This is a genomic window from Dyella humicola (genome assembly GCF_026283945.1).
Lineage (GTDB): Bacteria > Pseudomonadota > Gammaproteobacteria > Xanthomonadales > Rhodanobacteraceae > Dyella > Dyella humicola.
Genome location: NZ_JAPDPC010000001.1, coordinates 1,968,969 through 1,984,863 on the forward strand (window position 1 = coordinate 1,968,969; position 15,895 = coordinate 1,984,863).

Annotated in this window: 15 protein-coding genes; 11 read left to right on the forward strand and 4 right to left on the reverse strand. The window is 62.4% G+C overall.

The features are described from left to right. The first annotated feature begins 30 nt into the window (after positions 1-30). From OUZ30_RS08800 to OUZ30_RS08830, 7 genes are all read left to right on the forward strand, one after another. Positions 31-309, forward strand: a complete 279-nt coding sequence (locus OUZ30_RS08800) for a XapX domain-containing protein (protein ID WP_266183147.1) — start codon at positions 31-33, stop codon at positions 307-309. Next, positions 306-2,189, forward strand: a complete 1,884-nt coding sequence (locus OUZ30_RS08805) for an amidohydrolase (protein ID WP_266181847.1) — start codon at positions 306-308, stop codon at positions 2,187-2,189. Before OUZ30_RS08800 ends, OUZ30_RS08805 begins: the two co-directional genes overlap by 4 nt. Before the next feature lie 52 nt (positions 2,190-2,241). After that, positions 2,242-2,697 carry a DoxX family protein gene (locus OUZ30_RS08810; protein ID WP_266181848.1) on the forward strand — a complete coding sequence of 152 codons (456 nt, stop codon included), beginning with the start codon at positions 2,242-2,244 and terminating at the stop codon, positions 2,695-2,697. A 68-nt stretch (positions 2,698-2,765) separates the two neighbouring features. Then, the gene (locus tag OUZ30_RS08815) at positions 2,766-3,692 is read left to right on the forward strand and encodes a glyoxalase (protein ID WP_266181849.1); all 927 of its coding nucleotides are present in this window, start codon (positions 2,766-2,768) and stop codon (positions 3,690-3,692) included. A 235-nt stretch (positions 3,693-3,927) separates the two neighbouring features. Continuing rightward, on the forward strand, positions 3,928-5,193 hold the full coding sequence (locus OUZ30_RS08820; RefSeq protein WP_266181850.1) for an alginate export family protein: 1,266 nt from the start codon (positions 3,928-3,930) through the stop codon (positions 5,191-5,193). A gap of 52 nt (positions 5,194-5,245) precedes the next feature. Continuing rightward, positions 5,246-5,938, forward strand: coding sequence for a YoaK family protein (locus tag OUZ30_RS08825; RefSeq protein ID WP_266181851.1), 693 nt, complete (start codon positions 5,246-5,248; stop codon positions 5,936-5,938). Positions 5,939-5,984: 46 nt separating this feature from the next. Beyond that, on the forward strand, positions 5,985-6,503 hold the full coding sequence (locus OUZ30_RS08830) for a Dps family protein (protein WP_266181852.1): 519 nt from the start codon (positions 5,985-5,987) through the stop codon (positions 6,501-6,503). Between the two features lie 94 nt (positions 6,504-6,597). Here the strand turns inward: OUZ30_RS08830 and OUZ30_RS08835 are convergent, their stop codons facing one another. After that, positions 6,598-7,281 carry an aspartyl/asparaginyl beta-hydroxylase domain-containing protein gene (locus OUZ30_RS08835; protein ID WP_266181853.1) on the reverse strand — a complete coding sequence of 228 codons (684 nt, stop codon included), beginning with the start codon at positions 7,279-7,281 and terminating at the stop codon, positions 6,598-6,600. 271 nt (positions 7,282-7,552) lie between these two features. Between OUZ30_RS08835 and OUZ30_RS08840 the strand changes: the two genes are divergently transcribed. From OUZ30_RS08840 to OUZ30_RS08855, 4 genes are all read left to right on the forward strand, one after another. Further along, positions 7,553-7,810: a hypothetical protein gene (locus OUZ30_RS08840; RefSeq protein ID WP_266181854.1), complete on the forward strand. Its 258-nt coding sequence runs from the start codon at positions 7,553-7,555 to the stop codon at positions 7,808-7,810. 265 nt (positions 7,811-8,075) lie between these two features. Further along, complete coding sequence (locus OUZ30_RS08845; protein ID WP_266181856.1) at positions 8,076-8,852, forward strand: ferredoxin--NADP reductase; 777 nt, start codon at positions 8,076-8,078, stop codon at positions 8,850-8,852. A 62-nt stretch (positions 8,853-8,914) separates the two neighbouring features. After that, positions 8,915-10,132, forward strand: a complete 1,218-nt coding sequence (gene ispC, locus OUZ30_RS08850) for a 1-deoxy-D-xylulose-5-phosphate reductoisomerase (protein WP_425601511.1) — start codon at positions 8,915-8,917, stop codon at positions 10,130-10,132. Between the two features lie 72 nt (positions 10,133-10,204). After that, positions 10,205-11,083, forward strand: a complete 879-nt coding sequence (locus OUZ30_RS08855; RefSeq protein ID WP_425601487.1) for a polyprenyl synthetase family protein — start codon at positions 10,205-10,207, stop codon at positions 11,081-11,083. A gap of 51 nt (positions 11,084-11,134) precedes the next feature. Here OUZ30_RS08855 and OUZ30_RS08860 read toward each other — a convergent pair whose 3' ends face one another. The 3 genes from OUZ30_RS08860 to OUZ30_RS08870 are packed head-to-tail and all read right to left on the reverse strand — an operon-like array spanning position 11,135 to position 15,881. Then, on the reverse strand, positions 11,135-12,802 hold the full coding sequence (locus OUZ30_RS08860; protein WP_266181859.1) for a copper resistance D family protein: 1,668 nt from the start codon (positions 12,800-12,802) through the stop codon (positions 11,135-11,137). A 49-nt stretch (positions 12,803-12,851) separates the two neighbouring features. Beyond that, the gene (locus tag OUZ30_RS08865; protein ID WP_266181860.1) at positions 12,852-13,223 is read right to left on the reverse strand and encodes a copper resistance CopC family protein; all 372 of its coding nucleotides are present in this window, start codon (positions 13,221-13,223) and stop codon (positions 12,852-12,854) included. Between the two features lie 30 nt (positions 13,224-13,253). Then, on the reverse strand, positions 13,254-15,881 hold the full coding sequence (locus OUZ30_RS08870) for an MMPL family transporter (protein WP_266181861.1): 2,628 nt from the start codon (positions 15,879-15,881) through the stop codon (positions 13,254-13,256). Positions 15,882-15,895 lie beyond the last annotated feature (14 nt).

Below are 15,895 nucleotides of genomic sequence, written 5' to 3' on the forward strand. Positions count from 1 at the left end.
CAAGCGCAACTCGACTCGCAGGGCATGCCGATGAAACCGTATTTGCTATCTCTCGCCGTCGGCTTGCTGGTCGGTGTCGTTTATAGCCTGTTGAATGTGCGGTCGCCGGCGCCGCCGGTGATCGCGCTGGTGGGTTTGCTCGGCATTCTTGTCGGTGAGCAGGTTCCCCCATTGATGAAAAACCTGTGGAACCGCGACATTGCCGCGACCAGCTGGGTCCACGAACACGTCAAGCCGCATGTCTTTGGCGAACTGCCGAGGGCCCGGCCCGTCTCGAATGTGGTTGAAAGCACGAGGATTCAACGATGAACGCGCAGTTGACCAAGGCAGACCTCATTCTCCATGGCGGGCGTTTCACCACGCTTGACCGCTCTCGTCCCGAGGTCGACGCGGTCGCCATCGCCGATGGAAAGTTCCTGGCGGTGGGTGGCGCGTCGGAGATCATGCTGCTGGCTGGGCCGCACACGCGCATCGTCGATTTGAAAGGGCGTCGCGCCTTGCCGGGCCTGATCGACAACCACCTTCACATTATTCGTGGTGGCTTGAACTTCAACATGGAGCTGCGTTGGGACGGTGTCCGCTCACTCGCCGACGCCATGGCCATGCTCAAGCGGCAAGTAGCTATCACGCCATCACCCCAATGGGTGCGCGTGGTCGGTGGCTTCTCCGAGCATCAGTTCGTCGAAAAGCGACTGCCGACCATTGAGGAACTGAATGCGATCGCGCCGGATACACCGGTATTCCTGCTGCATCTGTACGATCGCGCCATCCTCAATGCGGCAGCACTGCGCGTGGTGGGCTATACCCGGGACACGCCGGCGCCACCGGGTGGCGAGATCGTCCTCGATGGTGCGGGCAATCCGAGCGGATTGCTGCTGGCCAAGCCGAACGCTGCCATCCTCTACGCCACGCTGGCGAAGGGTCCCAAGCTGCCGTTTGACTACCAGCTCAATTCCACGCGTCATTTCATGCGTGATCTGAATCGCCTTGGCGTGACCGGTGCAATCGATGCGGGCGGCGGCTTCCAGAATTATCCGGACGATTACGCCGTCATCGAGAAGCTGGCGGCCGACGGCCAGCTCACCATCCGGCTGGCCTACAACCTGTTTACGCAAAAGCCCAAGCAGGAAAAGGACGATTTTCTGAACTGGACGCGCACGTCCACATACAAGCAGGGCGACGATTACTTCCGCCACAACGGGGCGGGCGAGATGCTGGTGTTTTCGGCCGCGGATTTCGAGGACTTCCGGCAGCCGCGACCGGACATGCCCTCGCAGATGGAAGGTGAGCTGGAACAAGTCGTGCGCATCCTTGCCGAGAACCGCTGGCCCTGGCGCATGCACGCGACCTACGACGAAACCATCAGTCGTGCGCTGGACGTCTTCGAAAAAGTGAACAGGGATATTCCGCTGCAAGGGCTGAACTGGTTCTTCGATCACGCCGAGACGATTTCGGAGCGTTCGATCGATCGCATTGCGGCGCTGGGCGGTGGCATTGCCGTGCAGCATCGCATGGCCTACCAGGGCGAGTATTTCGTGGAGCGCTATGGCCCCGCGGCGGCGCAGGCGACGCCACCGGTCGCTCGCATCCTGGAGAAGGGCGTCAAGACCTCGGCCGGCACGGATGCCACGCGCGTCGCGTCCTACAACCCATGGGTGTCGCTGGCCTGGCTGACCACCGGCAAGACCGTCGGTGGCCTGGGGCTGTATCCGCGCCGCAATTGCCTTGACCGCGAAACGGCCTTGCGCATGTGGACGGAGAACGTTTGCTGGTTCTCCAATGAGGAAGGCAAGAAAGGGCGTATCCAGGTGGGCCAACTAGCCGACCTGATCGTGCCGGATCGCGACTACTTCAGCTGCCCCGAAGACGATATCGCGGACACCACCTCACTGCTGACCATCGTGGGCGGGCGCGTGGTCTATGGCAGCGGCGAGTTTTCCTCGCTGGACGATGTCAAGGTACCGGCAGCGATGCCAGAATGGTCGCCGGTGCGCGTCTATGGTGGCTATGGCGCGTGGGCGCAGCAGCGTGGCCCGGCCCAGCAGGTTGCGGTGCAGGCGAGTTGCGCTTGTCGCCATGACTGTGGTGTTCATGGTCACGATCATGCCACTGCGTGGTCAAAGCAGATGCCGGCGTCGGATCTGAAATCGTTCTGGGGTGCGCTGGGTTGTTCGTGCTGGGCGGTATGAGGCGACGCAGCTTCGGCGTCATCGCTCACATCCTGAGCTTGGAGAGCTGGTGGTGAACACTATTCATGCTCGATCGGACTTCACGACACGCCTGGCGTCGGTGTTTGCGACACGACCCGTGCATTGGCTGGCACTGCTGGGGCTGTGCGCGGCTTATCTTCAGGGCGGCATCCAGAAAGCGATGGACCTCGGCGCTGCAACGGCCGAGACCGCGCACTTCGGACTAGCGCCCGCCGGTCCCATCACGCTGGCGACCATCGTGCTGGAACTGGGTGCGTCGCTATTGATCCTGCTGGGTTTCTATCGCTGGCTAGGTGCCATCCTGTTGGCTGGCTTCACCTTGATGGCCACCTTTCTGGCAAATCGCTTCTGGGATGCGCCGGTGCCCGAACGCTTCATGCTGACCAACGCGTTCTTCGAACACCTGGGGCTGGTGGGTGGCTTCCTGCTTGTGGCCTGGTACGACCTGCGCAGTCGTGTGGCGGTCACCCAGCCTGGCTCGGGATAGCGTCGCGGCTCCGGTCCTTCCACATTCGTTCTGTCATTCACTCAAAGCACGTTTTCAGGGAGTCACTCATGCGCATTCCGTCAAAGGCAGTGGCCGCCGTTCTTGGCTTAGGGCTGTTCGGCTTCGTATCGCTCACCGTCATGGACGCTGTGCAGGCAAAAGAGTCGACGCAGGCCGCGGCGCCCATGGTTGCGGTAGGCTCGCAATACGACACCACGCACGTCTACGTGGCACCGGCCGACGTCGATCGTTTCGCCAACAGTTTCATTGGGACGTTTGGAGGCCAGAGCACGAAGCAGGTGGTTGCCACCGTGACCCCGACGCCGAGCAGCACCACGTCGCAGTTGTTGCAGACGCCGGTGGGTACGGTGTCTTTGTTCGGCTTCAAGACACCCATCCCGTTTCCGTTCGGCGACGAGCGCACGGGCTATCTGGTCACCGACATGGAAACGGCCGTTCGCTCTGCGCGTGCCGCGGGCGCCGATGTGCTGGTATCGCCGTTCCCGGATCCGATCGGCCGCGACGCCGTCATTCAGTGGCCGGGTGGACTCAACATGCAGCTCTACTGGCACACCACGCCACCGTCGTATGCACCGTTCCAGACCATTCCCGAGAATCGGGTGTATGTGTCACCCGATCGCGCCGATGCGCTGGTCAAAGGCTTCGTGAAGTTCTCGCACGGCAAGGTGGTTTCCGATGAGGCAAAGGCGCCGGGTGTGGAGATTGGCCGGCCGAACGACACGTATCGGCGCATTCGCATCGAGTCGACTTTCGGCAAGATGACGGTGCACGTTACTGACGGACATTTGCCCTATCCCTATGGACGTGAGGTGACCGGCTACGAAGTGGTCAAACTTTCCGATACGTTGGCCAAGGCCAAGGCGAATGGCGCACAGGTGTTGGTCGAGCCGTTCACTAGCCAAGGGCGCGAGTCCGTCGTCGTGCAATTCCCGGGCGGCTATGTGGCGGAGATCCACGCCAACGCTGGCCCGTAACTCCATGGGAGAGCGGGGGCCGTCGTACCATCGCGTGCGGCAACGGATCGACGGCGCCCGCCATCGCCCGGGATGGAGCGCGGCCCGGCTTGTGCTTGCCGGAGGCGTGTTGCTCTGCCCGGGGCATGCATGGGCACAGGATGCCAGCAACGAATCCACTCAAGCCGCGCCAACGCACAATGCCACGACACGTCCCAAGCTGAGCAGCAATCGATGGCAGGAGGATTGGTCGGCCTTGGCCGATCCGTCCCTGCGCACCGAATGGGGTGATGCACTCAAGTACCTGTCACTGAGCGCGGATGATCCCAAGAGTTATCTTTCGCTCGGCGCCAATCTGCGCGAGCGCGTCGAAATGCTGGATGCGCCCAGTTTCGGTGTGGGCGGAAGCGCCAACAACACCTATTTGTTGCAGCGCCTGCAGGTGCATGCCGATCTTCGTCTCGACGAACATTGGCAAGGCTTCGTGCAGATCGAAGACGCCCGCACCGTGAACAAGGACGTCATTGGTGGGGCCGATCGCAATCCCTGGGACCTGAGGCTGGCGTTCGTGGCCTACACGAAGAGTTTTGAGGCCGGCACGTTCAAGGCCCGCGTGGGTCGGCAGGATTTTGCCTTCGATTTGCAGCGCTTTGTATCGCTGCGTGACGGACCCAATGTGCGGCAGTCCTTCGACGCCATCTGGGCGGACTGGGAAACCGGCAAGTGGCGCTTTATCGGTTTCGTGAGCCAGCCCGTGCAATACAAGGACGAGCATCCGTTCGACGATGTGTCCAATCACCGTTTCCGCTTCAACACCTTGCGTGTTGAACGCCTGTTGTGGGGACATGACGAACTGTCCGCCTATTACTCGCTCTACAGCAGGGACAACGCCAGGTATCTGGACGCCGTCGGCGACGAGCGGCGCGACGTGTATGACATGCGCTTTGCCGGTTCGGCCGCGGGGCTGGACTGGGATCTGGAAGGTATGGAACAACGTGGCCACGTCGGCTCGAAGGACATCGATGCCTGGGGCACGGGAGCGCGCGTCGGCTTTACCTGGGACGGGCCGTCATGGCATCCGCGGTTTGGCATCCAGTTCGATGCGGCGTCGGGTGATCGGCAACGCAATGACAACACGCTGGGCACCTTCAATCCGCTGTTTCCCAACGGGTATTACTTCACCCTGGCGGGCTTCACCGGCTATGCGAACCTGCTGCACGTGAAGCCGACGCTGACCATCAAGCCGGTCGTCGGTTTGACGGTGACAGGTGGCGTCGGTTTCCAATGGCGCGAAGTCACCAGTGATGCGATCTACCTGCAGCCGAATATTCCGTTAGCAGGAACCGCCGGGGAAGGTGGCCGCTGGACCGGCGTCTATGGCCAGCTGCGTGCGGACTATAGTTTCAACGCGAACTTCACCGGCGCAGTGGAAGCTGTGCACTACGACGTCGGTCACGCCATCCGCCAGGTCGGCGGGCGAGACGGTGATTATCTCGGCGTCGAGCTGAAATACATGTGGTGAAGTGCGAGATGACCGTCGATCGACTCACGTACCAAGGGAGCGCGTAAACACCATGGCCGACAAGCCCATTCTGCCGACGATACTCAGCTTGAACGCAGGCTACGTCGACACCGCTGGCTTCCTGGCCTTGCATGGCCTGTTTACCGCGCACGTCACCGGAAATTTCGTCACCATTGGCGCGGCGCTGGTGACGGGGGCGTCGGGAATCACCGCCAAGTTGCTGGCGTTGCCGGTGTTCTGCCTGGTGATCATGCTTGCGCGGCTGCTCAGCTTTCGTCTGATCGCACAGGGGACACCGGTGCTGCGGACCATGCTGCTGATCAAGCTGATCCTGCTCGTTGCTGCGGCGCTCATGGCCTTGCGTTTTGGGCCCTTTGGCGTCGGCGACAGTTGGTCGGGCACGCTCACGGGCATGACCCTGGTGGCTGCCATGGCGATCCAGAATGGATTGCATCGGGTCCATCTGGCCGGTGCTCCACCCTCGACGCTGATGACGGGCACGACCACGCAGATCATGCTGGATCTCGCCGACCGCATTCACGGCGTTCCCTCGGAACAACAAGCAGCCATCAATTCGCGTTTGGCGCGCATGTCGGCCGCGGTGCTGGCTTTTGCTGTGGGTTGCGCGGCAGGGGCGTTGCTCTATGCGTTTGTCGGCATGTGGTGCTTTGTCGTGCCAGCCTTGCTGGCGCTAGGGGCTTATCTCAGGCATGCGGACGCAGCGGTGCCCGCTGCGCCAACGTGAGTCAAATCGTGTTTCCCCCCAACATGGCATACCTCGGAGGCAAGTCATGAACGACCCAAGCAAGGCCAAGACCCGCCGCAAGGCTGCTCTCACCACGCCATCCGCCCTTGGCGGAGACGCCACGCGCGACATTTCCGGCGAACTCAACGCACTGCTGGCCGATGTGCTCGCTCTGTACATCAAGACCAAGAACTTCCACTGGCACATGTCGGGGCCGTACTTCCGCGACTATCACCTGCTACTGGACGAGCAGTCGGATCAGATTTACGCCACGCTCGATCCCATTGCGGAACGGGTGCGCAAGTTGGGCGGCACGACCCTGCGTTCCGTCGGGCATGCGTCACGCATGCAGCGCCTGATGGACAATGACGCTGACTTCGTCACGCCCGATGACATGCTGGCCGAGCTGCGCGAGGACAATATCCAGCTCGCGGCCTATATGCGCGCCACCCATCAGCTATGCGACGGCTATGGCGATGTCGCCACGGCAAGCCTGCTCGAGAACTGGATCGACGAGGGCGAACGCCGCGTATGGTTCCTATTCGAGACGGGGCGTCGCGCCTAATACATACATCCCATGCCTTGCCGGTCACTCGAGTGGCCGGCAAGGGCAGCGCGGGGATGGCAGTTTGCCGTGTGCCGCTTCAGAAGCGCACTGATCAGGCGAAGCCTCGCCAGCGCGCCACCATGCCAACACCCGCCGTAACGGCGCGCGACAGCAGGCGCAGTCTCAGTGGCATATCGGGGCGGCGCACGTCCAGCAGCAAGGCGATGCGCGTCTGCTCACTGTGATTCCACACCTCGTGCGGATACGTGTCGTCCCATAGCAGGCATTCGCCATTGCCGAGCCGGTGTTCGTGGCCGGCGAGCCAGAGCACGCTACTTGGCTGTCCCCTGGCATCCACCGGTGCCTCGAGGTTGAGCTGAAAGCGCAGGATGCCGCGGAAGGGCCCGCAATGACGCGGAACGTGTTTCTGCGGGGCCAGGAAGGAGAGGGTGGCCGAGAGCACATCGGGCGACGACGATACGAGTTGCGTCAGTAACGGGCAGGCTTCCATGTTGGTCTCGATCGCCTGGCCGTAGACCTTCAGCACGAACATCCGCCAATCCCTGCCGTCAGCCGCCGAGATCTCCGCCTGCGAGGGCATGATCTCGTGGAATCTCGGTATGGCCCGGGCACCTTCGAGAATGGCCAGCGCTTCCTGGCGAATCTGCGGCCATGCCGCCACGAACCGCCGCCCATCGGGAAAGTAAGTGTCGATATCCAGTACAGGCGGCGTCTTGATGCGCGCGTCGTAGACACGGCGAATCGCTCGCGACGACCACTCATACAGCGAGTCCATGTTCGGTTCTTCCTCATTGCCCGATGGGGGATTGGGCCGACACCTGGACGACAGCGTCGTCGCGGTTCGGCGCTTTTTTGGTCACGGTAGCCGTTGGCGGCTCCTTGTTGCGTGAATGCCTGGCGCACGGGTCGGTGTCCGCCAAACGGCGGTGAACAGCTTGCTTTTGCTTGAAAATCTTTCGCTTAGTTGTTGCTAAGTAAAGGGTTTTTACTTGATAATTTATGTGACGTCACTTAAAATATGCCCGCCAAAACGAGGAGGAGATGCCATGGTTGACCCTTTCGATCCCGGGACGCTTGCGATGCCCTTGATCTTCAAGCGCAGGCGCGGCCGCCCACGAAAAGCGGATGCGTTGAGTGCGGCGGAGCGGGCACGGCGTTATCGCGCGAAGCGGAAATTGCAGGCCGTGCAGGCGGTGCCCACGGTCATTTACGAGCAAGTGGTCCGCGAGCGCGATGAGGCGAGGGCTCAGATCTTTCGATTGCACGCGGAACTGGAGCAGTTGCGCCCCCTGCTCGGGAGCTGATCAGACTAAGGTGGGCCTGCCGGGCTGGCGGCGTCCGACTCGAAACCGGATCGGGCGTGCTGCTGTTCGGCCAGCCGCATCCGAACAGGCCCAGTGCACTTCTCATTGACTTATGTTTGTCGAAACTGGCACGAAGGCGACGACCGACGTGAGCGCACGTTGCACGTGAACGTGGATAAGACCGACGAGATCCGGTGTCTGCCAGCCCGCTCGGTGGCGTGGCCGCGAAGATCCCTCACTCTCAATCACTGGAGCGGTGGCTTGTATGGTGGCATTGGCGACGGAATACGTGATTGACGTACACCACTGGAACGACAACCTTTTCAGCTTCCGCACCACGCGCGATCCGGGCTTCCGCTTCGACAGCGGCCACTTCGTGATGATCGGGCTGGAGGTTGAAGGGCGACCGCTGTTGCGCGCCTACTCGATCGCCAGCGCGAACTACGAAGAGCACCTGGAGTTCGTCAGCATCAAGGTGCCCAATGGCCCACTGACCTCACGTTTGCAAGGCCTGCGCCCGGGCGATCCGGTGATGGTCAGCCGCAAGCCTACCGGCACGCTCGTGCTCAACGACCTCAAGCCAGGCAAGCATCTCTATCTGCTCGGTACAGGTACCGGCCTGGCGCCGTTCCTCAGCATCGTGCGTGACCCGGAAACCTATGCCCGCTTCGACAAGATCGTGCTGGCGCATGGCGTGCGCAGGATCAGCGATCTCGTGTTCGCCGAATACCTGGAGAAAATGCTGCCCCGGCACGAATATCTGGGGGAGCTGGTGCGGGACAAGCTGGTCTACTACCCCAGTGTGACGCGTGAACCGTTCCGCCATCGCGGACGACTGACGGATGCCATCGTCGAAGGAAGCATGAGTCAGTTCGCCGGCTTGCCCCCGTTGAACCCGCAGACCGATCGGGTGATGCTGTGTGGAAGCCAGGCCATGCTGGACGACTCCTGCGCACTGCTCGATGGTCGCGGATTCCAGGCATCGCCTCGCACCCGCGAGCCTGGCGATTATGTGATCGAGCGCGCTTTCGTCGAAAAGTGAATCGAAACTGACGACTTTCTCGACGTACGGTGCCCTTTGGAGGTCGCGTCATGAGTAGCCCAATCGCATCGAATGAACGACAGCGTCTCGCCATCCTTGGCTCCACGGGTTCGATCGGTGGCAGCACGCTGGATGTGGTTGCGCGCCATCCCGATCGGTTCGCGGTGACCGCGCTCACGGCACATCACAGCGTCGACCGGCTTTACGACCAGTGCCTGGCATTTCGTCCCGCACTCGTCGTCGTTGGTGCAGCGGAGGATGCGACCCGGCTTGAACAGAAATTGCGCGCCGCGCACCTGGATACTGAAGTGGCGCATGGGCCGGATGCGTTGTGCGCCGTCGCCAGTTCGGACGAGTGCGACACCGTGATAGCGGCCATTGTAGGTGCCGCGGGCCTGCCATCCTCGCTGGCGGCTGCCCGCGCGGGGAAGAAGATCCTGCTGGCCAACAAGGAGGCCCTGGTGATGTCAGGTGCGCTGTTCATGCGCACCGTCGCCGAGCACGGCGCCACCTTGTTGCCGCTGGATAGCGAGCACAATGCGATCTTCCAGTGCCTGGGAACCAGCTTGAAGTCGGGCGCTGGCGTTGAGCGCCTGATCCTCACGGCATCCGGCGGGCCTTTCCTCAACCGTGCTTTGGATAGCCTCGATGAGGTCACGCCTGATCAGGCATGCGCCCATCCCAACTGGGTGATGGGTCGCAAGATCTCGGTCGATTCGGCCACCATGATGAACAAGGCACTGGAGACAATCGAGGCGCGTTGGCTGTTCAACATGCCACCCGAGCGCATCGAAGTCGTGATTCACCCACAGAGCGTGATCCATTCGATGGTGGCTTACGCCGACCAATCCGTACTCGCCCAACTCGGCAACCCCGATATGCGCACGCCGATTGCGCATGCCCTGGCTTATCCGGAGCGCATTGACTCCGGCGTCGCGCCGCTGGATCTGACCCGCATGGCCAACCTGAGCTTTGCCGCGCCGGATCTGTCGCGCTTCCCTTGTCTTCGTCTGGGGCTGGAAGTGCTGCGCGATGGCTGCGCCGCCAGCGTGACACTCAACGCAGCCAACGAGGTCGCGGTGGCTGCTTTCCTGCAGGGGCAGATTCGCTTCACCGCCATTGCCCAGGTCGTGGAGGAAGCGCTGCACCGGTTGCCACCCCTCGCTGCGCATCATCAGCTCGAAGACATTTTTGCAGCCGACGTTGCGGCGCGTACGATGGCGCAGCAAATAGTCCGCCATCTGCCGGCCTTTGGGGTACATCGGGTTGCCGTTCATTAGGGGGAGATTTCCGTGAGTGAAGTTATACAGCTCTGGCCTGCGTCGTCTGCTCCCGTCTCGGGTTCTGAGCCTATGGATAGCTGGATGAAACGCATCGTCCAGCGCACCGAAGTCGCGCTGGCGGCTTCTTTGCCGTCGGCCGGGAGTCCACCCGAGACGCTGCATGAAGCGATGCGCTACGCCACCCTGGGTGGTGGCAAGCGTGTCCGTGCCTTGCTTTGCCACGCGGCCGGCGAACTGGTAGGTGCCGCGCCGTCCCTCCTCGACGCTGCGGCCAGCGCGATCGAAATGATCCATGCGTATTCGCTGGTGCATGACGATCTGCCGGCCATGGACAACGATCTGCTGCGTCGTGGCCAGCCCACCGTGCATGTGCGCTATGGCGAAGCCATGGCCATCCTGGTCGGCGACGCCTTGCAGGCCCAGGCCTTTGCGACGATCGCTGACTCGCCTGCATCAGCAACGCAGCGGGTCACCCTGATGCAGGAATTGGCGAAGGCAAGCAGTTCGCTGGGTCTGGTCGGCGGGCAAGCCATCGATCTGGCCAGCGTGGGCAGCATCCTGCCGCGCGATGAACTCGAACGGATGCACCGCATGAAGACGGGCGCCTTGTTGCGCGCGGCGGTCTTCATCGGCGCCCACTGTGGGCCGGAGCCACTCGCGTCCGACACGCTGGTGGCACTGGATGAATACCAGCGATCGGTCGGTCTGGCATTCCAGGTCGTGGACGATATTCTCGATGTCACCATGGACGCGGCCACGCTAGGCAAGACGCCCGGCAAGGACGCGCAGGACCATAAGCCCACTTACGTCTCGCTGCTGGGTCTTGATGCGTCGCGTGAACTCGCACGGCAACTCGGTGAGCGCGCCCAGGCTGCACTGGAGCCGCTCGGCGCAGCAGCTGTGCATCTGGATGCGCTGGTCGACATGGTGGTCAATCGCGTGCATTGATCCCGCCCGGTGGCGAAAAGCCTTTGCTGAGCCGAACCCGTGGAGTTCGACTCAGGCTTCCCGATACCAAAGCAGAATGACGCCGATCAACATGAAGCATATCGGCCAGACGATGCCGGCGATGCGACCACCGCGTCCAGGCAGGCGCAATTCCAGCCAGCGCGCCCAGCCCGCCGCCACCCCGCTCAAAGCCAGTGGCGTATGCGTCAACTCGATCAGCATCTGGTCCTTGACGTTGGATATCTGATGATTGTGGGTGAGCAGCATCGCGCCACCGACGGCGACCAGCAACGGAAACACGAGGGCAGCGCGTTCGTCGCGTAGGCGACCCGTTCGCACCGACCACTCGAAGTAGCCGAACAACACGATCAGCAGCACGAAGAAGCGATGCTGGGCGACCTCCACGTCGCGCCACGCAACCCACCAACCCTCATGGCCCAGCGGCCATACTTCCGGGTCGGAGCGGACCAACAGGAAGGCTGCCATCGCCAGGAACAGCAGTGGCCAGTGCTTGGCCCATCCGACGCCGGCGCGATTGAGCAGGGCAAGCACGCCGATCAGCAAGACGAAGATGCCGGCCCAATGGTGGTTGTACTCCGACCACGCCATGTCCTGCGCATTGCGTGGCGGAGCGATGCCGGAGCCGGGCACCGTTGCCGATGCTGCCACCTGGTGAGCGCGGGCAGCGTCGCTATCGAGTTGCGCCTGTACCTGCGAGACCGCCAATTCGTCGTGGTCCGGCGAACTGAGCCGCGGCCATGCAGGTGCGTTGCGTACAGCGATTTCGTGGAGGCTCACACGATCCGTGGTGAGATCAATGGCGGGTGGCACGGACGTCAGGGATGCGGCCGCAAAGAAGATCGTGAACCCGATGCCGATCTCCACTTCGGCAAAGCGGCGCATGCGAAGCACTTGCGCATGCTGCCCCTTGCGCAGGCGCTCGGTGACCCGGAAGTTGCCAAAGCCCAGCGCCAGCAGTGCGAGGAACATGGCGATCTTGGCGCCCACCATGACGCCATAGGCCGTGCCATAGAACCCCGCCAGGTCGCCGATGTAGAACACGCACATGATCGCGCCGGAAAGCAGGATGCAAGCAACCCCAATCATCGACATCCGGGAAAAGCGCGTGCCAACCAGGCGTAAACCGTCGGCGTCCTCAAGATGCCGCAATACCAGAACGAAACTCGGAATGGCGCCGATCCAGATGGCGGCACCGAACTGATGCAGGCCTTCGACAAAGAGCAGCAAGAGGTTGTCGGTCAGCCGTGCATAGGCATGGGTAGTGACCGTGGCCGCGGCGAGCTCAATGACGCCGAGCAACAGAAGCAGCAGACGGGAGCGGCTCCCAGCCTGGGTCTGATCGCCCAGGCACAGGAAGATGAGGGCGGCGCTGAGCATCTTCACGCCGCCCGAAACCGCGAAGGCTGCCTGCAGCACGTTGGATAGCGGCAGATCAACGGTCGCCACCAGCACGGAGACCTGTAACGCCGTGGCGGCCAGCTCGGCAACGACCAGGCCAAACGCGCTGAGGCGCGTCAGGCGCACCACATGTTGCTGGAGCTCGTCGCCGTTCGTCAGCGTGCGGGCCAGAGGGTGAAGCAGGAAGACCAGAAACAACAGGCCGCCCAGGGTCATGGACTGGGCCACGATGACCAGGCTGTGCAGGATGACGCTGAGATAGCCGAAGAGGTCGACGAGCAGGGTCACGGAAACACCCATGGATGATCGGTGGATGTTGCGGGTGGTTGGAAAACTTGGAAGCGCCGGTTTACGGCTTGGCGCTCACCGTGAAAGCCAGGTCGCCTCGGGTGATGTGTCCATCCAGGGCCAGCGCCTGCCAGTGAATCACGTAGGCACCCGGACTTAGGTCTGCCGCGCTGTCGATCTCGTTGGGCCGGTCCGCGCTGGCGGTGATGGGAAGTGGCGTTTCCTTGTGATCGGGGCCGACCAGTACCAGTCGGGAACGTCCTTGGTCGATCTTGCTGTTGTACTTGAGCACCAGCGAAGCATGGCCCGCCGAAACGCTTCCGTTGGCCTTGGGCGTGCTATCGACAAGAATCGCGTGCGCGCTCGCACTGATGCTCACGAACGTACCGACGATAGTGAGGACGACGATCGCGAAACGGTGCTGATAATCCATGTGCAGACTCCACGTTGCAGAAGCGGTGCGCTAGGCAGGCCGCGAGTGACCGCTTGTTTTGGTCGAATCGGGTGGCCGGATCGAAAAGAGGACGGCGGGAAGGAACGCGAAGGTCGACAGCAGTACGGCAAGCAGGCTCAGCAACAGCACGATGCCCATGCTTGCGGTGCCCGGGTGTCGGGAAATGGCCAGGCTGCCGAAAGCGGTGCCGGTGGTAAGCGCCGAAAAAAGGATGGCACGCGCCGTCGGCGAACCCAGGAACTGGTGCATGCCGTGGCGCCAGTTCATCACGAAATACACGTTGAAGGACACGCCAACGCCAAGCAGCAAGGGCAGGGCGATGATGTTGGCAAAATTGATCGAGATGCCCAGCAGTCGTGCCAGCAATGCGGTGAGCAGCGCGGACATCAGCAAGGTGGCCAGCACCAGTCCGGCATCGCGGAATCGCTGCAGTACCAACATCAGTACGATGCCAATGGCGAGCGTGGCGTAGACCGCGGCTTCGCGGAAGGCGTCGAGAATGGTGTCGGCAGCCTTGATCGTATCGACGGCCGAACCGGCAGCATCCGGTGCCACCTCTTGCACGACTTGCACGAAGCGACGCAGGCCGGCTGTGTTTTGCGCCTTGGCGGTCGGCGTTACCTGGATGCGTACCTGGCCGTCGGGCGTGAACCAGTCGCGTTTGAGATCGGCGGGCAGGCTCTCCATGGTGATCTTCTGGGCCGACAGCGAATCGGCCAATTGATTCAGCGTATAGGGCAGGAATTGCGTCAACGCCTGGTTTGCGATGGCCATCTGTTCGTCCGAACCTTGCGCCAGCTGCCCCAAGGCCTTGCCGATACGCAGCAACGGCGAGTTCGATGCGAGCTTGTCGGCAACACTGGCAATGCCCTCGCTGGTGTCCTTGGCGCTTGCGCGCATCTCGGCATAGCTGGGCGGCGCGACCTTTTCACCTGGGTTCAATACCGCGTACATCAAGTCCGAGGCTTGCGCGATCTGTTCGAGCTTGTCGGACTGGTCCGCGGGTACGAAATCGACACCCGAAACGATTTGCGCCACCTCAGGCAGTTTGCCCAGTCGCCCGCTCAGTCGTTGGGCGGTGACGAGATCCTTCACCAGCACGTCCATGGTGAACGGATTGGTGTTCGGATCGTCGATCAACGAGGTCAGCGTGCGCATGGCTTCACTGTTCGCGTTTTTCGTATGTAACGGGTTGGCATCGAAAGGAATGGTGATCGCACCCCACAGGCCGGCCAAGCCCAGCAGGGCGAAGACCACCAGCACCGGCTTGCGCTTGCGCTCCAGCCATCCATCCGCAGCGGCACCGCCCGGCAAGGCTACTTCCGCATGTGGCGATCCCTTGCTCAACAGTCGAAGCAGGGCCGGCAGCACGGTGATCGTGCAGAGCAGGGCCAGCAGCATGCCAACGCCGGCGATGGTGCCCAGTTCGGCCACGCCGGTGAAATCCGTGGGTGCGAACGCCAGGAAACCACAGGCGGTAGCCAACGCCGCCAGGCCGACCTGGCTCACCACGCGATGCGCCGTTTCGTGCAGCGAATCGTCGAACGTACGGTCGCTGTACTGGCGGGCATGCAGGCGCACGCCAAACTGGATGCCGAAGTCGACGGCCAGGCCGATGAACAGCACGGCAAAGGCCACCGAAACCAGGTTCAGGCGGCCGATGGCGAGCGCGGCGAAGCCCAGCGTGTAGATGAGTCCGACGACAAGCGTGATCACTACCGGCACGATCAGTCGCCAGGTGCCCAGCGCCAGCACCAGCCAGAAGATCAGTATCAGGCTGCTGCCAATGGCGATGGGTCCAGCTCGGTCCGTGAGCGAGGAGAATTCTTCGTCGGCGAGCGGCACGGAACCGGTGTAGTTGATCTTCGCGCGTCCCGCCTTGACGGCGGGCAACTCGGCGGCAAGACGCAGCATCGCATCGGTAGCCGCACGTCCCGGCTCCAGGGCTCCATAATCCATCACCGGATGCACCAGCACGAACTCCTGACCGCCGTGGGCGCCTACCAGATTGGGCGTCAGCAAGGCTTGCCAGGACAGCGGCGACGCATGACCGGCCAGGGCACCTTCCATGCTCTGCGCCACATTGCCGAGCGCGGCGTCATACGACGACAGATCGTCGGCCATGCCGCGCCGCACGCCTTCGACCATCAGGTCGATACCCTTGAACAGGCCACGTGCGGAATCATCAGTCGCGAGCGGTCCTAGCAGTGGCTGCGCTTGCAGCATGCTGCTGATCGTGTCCGACAGATCTTTCGGTGGCAGCAGCACGAGTCCCTGACGATTGAAGAAGGGGCTGATACCGGGCGTGGATGACGAGCGGAAATGGGTGGTGTCCGCCGCCAGTTTCTCATTCAGCGCCTGGGCGGTGATGCGCGCTTCCTCGGCGGTCGGCGCGCGGACGACGACGGTCAGCGTATCGCTGAACTGGGGGAACTGCCGCGCAAAGGCTTCGCTACGCTGGCGCCAGGGCAACTGGTCGGAAAACAGGTGGTCGGAGTTCGTATCGATGCTCAGATGATGGGATGCGGCCAACAGGCTGAGCGCCGCGAGCAGCGCCGCCAGCACCAACACGATGTAGTGATGGCGACCGCTTTGGTCGACCAGCCAGACCAGACCTTTGTGCAGTGCTCTGAACACGCCGTCGTCTCTCC

Excerpts from the sequence above, each read along its gene's own strand:
- OUZ30_RS08800 (WP_266183147.1), top strand. The coding sequence starts at position 31 with ATGAAACCGTATTTGCTATCTCTCGCCGTCGGCTTGCTGGTCGGTGTC.
- OUZ30_RS08805 (WP_266181847.1), top strand. The coding sequence starts at position 306 with ATGAACGCGCAGTTGACCAAGGCAGACCTCATTCTCCATGGCGGGCGT.
- OUZ30_RS08815 (WP_266181849.1), top strand. The coding sequence starts at position 2,766 with ATGCGCATTCCGTCAAAGGCAGTGGCCGCCGTTCTTGGCTTAGGGCTG.
- OUZ30_RS08825 (WP_266181851.1), top strand. The coding sequence starts at position 5,246 with ATGGCCGACAAGCCCATTCTGCCGACGATACTCAGCTTGAACGCAGGC.
- OUZ30_RS08830 (WP_266181852.1), top strand. The coding sequence starts at position 5,985 with ATGAACGACCCAAGCAAGGCCAAGACCCGCCGCAAGGCTGCTCTCACC.
- OUZ30_RS08835 (WP_266181853.1), bottom strand. The coding sequence starts at position 7,281 with ATGGACTCGCTGTATGAGTGGTCGTCGCGAGCGATTCGCCGTGTCTAC.
- OUZ30_RS08840 (WP_266181854.1), top strand. The coding sequence starts at position 7,553 with ATGGTTGACCCTTTCGATCCCGGGACGCTTGCGATGCCCTTGATCTTC.
- OUZ30_RS08845 (WP_266181856.1), top strand. The coding sequence starts at position 8,076 with ATGGTGGCATTGGCGACGGAATACGTGATTGACGTACACCACTGGAAC.
- OUZ30_RS08855 (WP_425601487.1), top strand. The coding sequence starts at position 10,205 with ATGGATAGCTGGATGAAACGCATCGTCCAGCGCACCGAAGTCGCGCTG.
- OUZ30_RS08860 (WP_266181859.1), bottom strand. The coding sequence starts at position 12,802 with ATGGGTGTTTCCGTGACCCTGCTCGTCGACCTCTTCGGCTATCTCAGC.
- OUZ30_RS08865 (WP_266181860.1), bottom strand. The coding sequence starts at position 13,223 with ATGGATTATCAGCACCGTTTCGCGATCGTCGTCCTCACTATCGTCGGT.